The 2,919-nt window shown below is 45.4% G+C and carries 2 protein-coding genes; both read right to left on the bottom strand.

Annotation, left to right across the window (positions count from 1 at the left end):
* Window positions 1-316: 316 nt before the first annotated feature.
* The gene (locus FYJ73_RS15445; protein ID WP_154535633.1) at window positions 317-1,825 is read right to left on the bottom strand and encodes a DUF4270 domain-containing protein; all 1,509 of its coding nucleotides are present in this window, start codon (window positions 1,823-1,825) and stop codon (window positions 317-319) included.
* 7 nt (window positions 1,826-1,832) lie between these two features.
* On the bottom strand, window positions 1,833-2,645 hold the full coding sequence (locus FYJ73_RS15440; protein WP_154535632.1) for a glycogen/starch synthase: 813 nt from the start codon (window positions 2,643-2,645) through the stop codon (window positions 1,833-1,835).
* Window positions 2,646-2,919 lie beyond the last annotated feature (274 nt).

Raw genomic sequence — 2,919 nt, 5'->3', positions numbered from 1 at the left:
GCCGTGACTATGCACTAATACAGAGTGTTAACTTTTATTTTCAAAATATTAATCGTTTGTCAGTCAACATATTGCAATGTGCGATTATTCGCGGAAGCCTGTAAAATGGCAAGTGGGAAACTTTAGTTTTATAAGTTATTTGTTGAATTGCTCTATAAATCTATTTTTTAGGGCTACACTTACCTTACATCCAAAGAATCGATTCTTAGCGAGGATTCGCCATAAAAAAACTGTTGTGTTGACGTTATAAGAAATAAAATATGGCGGGAATCCTTACAAGGACTTCCGCCATCTTTCTTATGAATACAAATAAGATTTACTTGAATCTTGAATAGATTACGCTCAACTTGATGGGACTGTTCTGACTTGTACCCTTGGCCAGGCGAGTGCTGGTTAGCGACATGTCGTTGGCTACTTTCGTCGTAACAGTAGATGTCTGCCCCGTATAGCTTGAGTATGTGCTTGTGGTGCTCACCTCAACGGGTATCAACACGATCTTGTTCCAGTTGGTACTACGCTTAGCCTTATCCACATTTTTCATCGACGTGACTAAAGAAGCAATGTTGGAGAAAATGTAGCTGTTGTCGCCACTATTTGTCCACGATGTGATATACGCAGTCTTGTTGTTGTCGATATCGTTGTTTTCAAAGAAGCTGCGAATAGAGTCTTTCGGGATGAGAAGCACTTTTTGTGGCGCATCAAATGCGTATTCGCTGGTGGAGGTATTGTTTAGTCTTGGCACCACGAGCTGTGCCGATGTGACGATATCGTTTTCGTGTCCCTTGGTGATGTCGTCGACTGGCAGGGTCATTTCAGTATAAATGCCTGCGGGAGTCTTCAAATAGGTACAGCTCTGATCAGCCACTAACTTCTCCAGCGTCGACTTGTCGTTTGTGATCGTTGTGGTCTGCAACACCTCTTCTGTTCCCCAGAAAGAGGTCACGTTCTGGAAGATGGTATCTTTCTTCACCGTGACGGGCTCTCCATTGACAGAGTCGGTTTCTGAGTACTGGTGCTTCTGGTGATAGTAGACATTGAGCTGAGAGTCGCTGATGTAGGCCATATTACCCAATCCTCCTACATTCTTGAAGAAGAATCCCGGCACCACATGGTTGCGGAAGGTGTAAGCGTTCTTGAAATATTCAGGATGCTCATAGTAAGTCTCCAGCACGTAGGTACCGTAGTTGCTGTATACCTTTCCGTTCTTGTCGGTATAGGGCTGATTGAACTTGATGGTGATATACGGCGTATAGTTGCTACTGTCTCTGACGTTTTGTGGCAAGTTGTAGTCGATGAGGCTATACACTTTCGTTGCCTGTGCTCCGTCTTTTCTCACCAGTCCCTGCTCCAAAGGATCAAAACTGCTGTAGTAGCTGCGATCCTCGTTCATGGTCTGGCTCATCTCCATCGCTTTCATCTTCATGGTGCGTGTAGAGTCGCCGTAGAAGCCTCTGTAGAACAAGCGAAGCTCGCAGGAGTCGGCATTGACAAGTCCGGCCTCAAGTTTGCCATGGGCATTGCGGCCATAGAGATTGTTTTTGTCGGGGAATTGATAGTCCTCGAGGCAGGTGAACTGAGCCATGAAGTCACCGGTGATATATGCGCCGGTCTCAGGATCTCTTACCTTACCGATATAGCCCGTCAGCGAGTTGGACAAGACAGAATCGGCCAATATGGAGTTGCTGGGAATGTCGAACGACGCGGTACCGACTTCTACCGCATCCGTGAGATTGGAAAGCGAGGCACCAATGGTATCTGTTGTATCGTCGCAGGCCGTGAAAGTGACAGCAGCAGCGAAGAGCGCAACTAAATGCTGTATTTTCATACGAAAATTATATTCCTAAGATATTGTTGTAAAAAGTCTTGTAAGCTTGCACATAGTCATCGCCCGGATAGTTGAGGATTGGCTTCTGCTTGTCTTTGGCATACTGCATTAAGACTCTGCTGGCTTCTTTTCCAGCCTCCACGACACCATCACTGTAGTCTATGGCAAGTTTTCCCAATTCGGCGTAGTCGAAGTGGTCGGCATAGGGTTCGAGCAGGTCGGGAGTGGCATTGCGAAATTCCACGCACTGCTTGAAATTAGTGCCGAAAGGCTTCTTAAAGTTCATATTGAAGAGCGAAGTTACCACCTTGGCATTGGCGAAGGAGGGATCATCGTGATAAGCTGTCTTGATATACAATGGTACAACACCGGCCATCCAGCCTTGGCACTGGATGATGTCCGGCGTCCAACGGAGCTTTTTGACCGTCTCCAATACACCACGGGCGAAGAATATCGCACGTTCACCATTATCGGTAAACTCTTCACCGCTCTCATCCTCGGTCATGGTGCGACGACGCTGGAAATAGTCTTCATTGTCGATGAAGTAAACCTGCAGACGTGAAACAGGGATGCTGGCAACCTTGATAATCAGTGGATGGTCGGTGTCGTCAATAATCAAGTTGAGTCCTGACAGCCGGATAACCTCATGCAGTTGTCCTCGCCGCTCGTTGATGTTCCCCCACTTTGGCATGAAAGTACGGATCTCGAATCCATTCTCTTGGATCTTCTGTGGCAAGTTGCGCCCCATCGTTGCCATCTCGGAGGTGGGAACGTAGGGAACCATTTCTTGATTAATGAATAAAACCTTCTTTTTGACCATTACGCAATAATCTATAAAATATTCTTTGCAAAGTTACGAAAAAATACTATAAAAAACGATGGTTTTACATCAATTAAGGGTGTTGGAGCGTATTTTAAGTACTATATAGTGGACAAAACGCTTCTTTCTGAAAGATTTCTGATGTTTTGTAAATGTCCAATTGTTGCTTATCAGCTTTAAACAGAGTACTTTCGAGTACCCCGTTTTATGCTAGGCTGAGTAAGATTTAAGACTTGTTAATCAATAGCGAGTTGTCCGGGCAGCATCTGAGCGT

The sequence above is a fragment of the Hallella mizrahii genome (assembly GCF_009695775.1).
In the GTDB taxonomy this organism is placed as follows: domain Bacteria; phylum Bacteroidota; class Bacteroidia; order Bacteroidales; family Bacteroidaceae; genus Prevotella; species Prevotella mizrahii.
This window is presented reverse-complemented; position numbering and strand designations above follow the sequence as displayed.

Bases quoted from the DNA above. Each gene is read 5' to 3' on its own strand.
- FYJ73_RS15440 (WP_154535632.1), bottom strand. From the start codon at position 2,645: ATGGTCAAAAAGAAGGTTTTATTCATTAATCAAGAAATGGTTCCCTAC.
- FYJ73_RS15445 (WP_154535633.1), bottom strand. From the start codon at position 1,825: ATGAAAATACAGCATTTAGTTGCGCTCTTCGCTGCTGCTGTCACTTTC.